A 1040-nucleotide genomic window follows, 5' to 3' on the forward strand; every position below is an offset into this window, starting at 1 on the left:
GCCAAGCCCAATGACGTTGTTGCGTCCTATTCGGTCCTCCTGAAGCAGGTCCGGAAGGAGGGGCTGCTGACCCGGCGCCGGCGCTTCTACGTCTCGGTGTTCGCCCTGCTGGCCCTGGCCATGGGCGCGGCCTGGACCGGCTTCGCCCTGCTGGGCGATACCTGGTTCCAGCTGCTGATCGCCGCGGCGCTCGGGGTGGTCCTGACCCAGACGGCGTTCCTGGCCCACGAGGCCTCCCACCGCCAGATCTTCAAGACCCGCGGCGCCAACGACTGGTCCGGCCGGGTACTCGCCGCCGGAGTGGTCGGCATCAGCTACGCCTGGTGGATCGATAAGCACACCCGCCACCACAACGACCCCAACACCCGCGGCAAGGACCCCGACATCGAGGTCGACACCATCTCCTTCCTCGAAGAGGACGCCGCCAAGGCCCGCGGCCTGCAGGCCTGGATCACCCGCCGCCAGGGCTACCTGTTCTTCCCCCTGCTCACCCTGGAGGGCCTGAACCTGCACGCCCGCTCCTTCGTGACCCTGTTCCGCCGCGGCACCGTCACCGGCCGCTGGGTCGAACTGACCCTGCTCGCGGTCCGCTTCACCGCCTACCTCGGCATCCTCTTCTGGTTCCTGCCCGTGGGCATGGCGTTCGCCTTCCTCGGCGTGCAGCTGGCCGTGTTCGGCGTCTACATGGGCGCCTCGTTCGCCCCGAACCACAAGGGCATGCCGATCGTGCCCGAGGACAGCAAACTCGACTTCTTCCAAAAGCAGGTCCTGACCTCGCGCAACATCCGCGGCGGAGCGTTCATCAACAACGCCTTCGGCGGCCTGAACTTCCAGATCGAACACCACCTCTTCCCGGACATGCCCCGCCCCCACCTGCGCCGGGCCGCCGTGATCGTCCGCGAACACTGCGAGACCCTCAAGGTCCCCTACACCGAGGTCGGCCTGGCCGCCTCCTACGGGGCCGTGGTCACCTACCTCAACCGGGTCGGCCTCGCCGCCCGCGACCCCTTCGACTGCCCCATGGTCAACAAGTACCGCCG

At 68.2% G+C, this 1040-nt stretch carries 1 protein-coding gene; it reads left to right on the forward strand.

Annotation, left to right across the window (positions count from 1 at the left end):
• Positions 1–1040 (forward strand): acyl-CoA desaturase (locus tag I6N91_RS16965; protein ID WP_198814490.1); only part of this gene is annotated, 1040 nt, incomplete at both ends.

It is taken from the genome of Arthrobacter sp. MSA 4-2 (genome assembly GCF_016405885.1).
GTDB lineage: Bacteria > Actinomycetota > Actinomycetes > Actinomycetales > Micrococcaceae > Arthrobacter_D.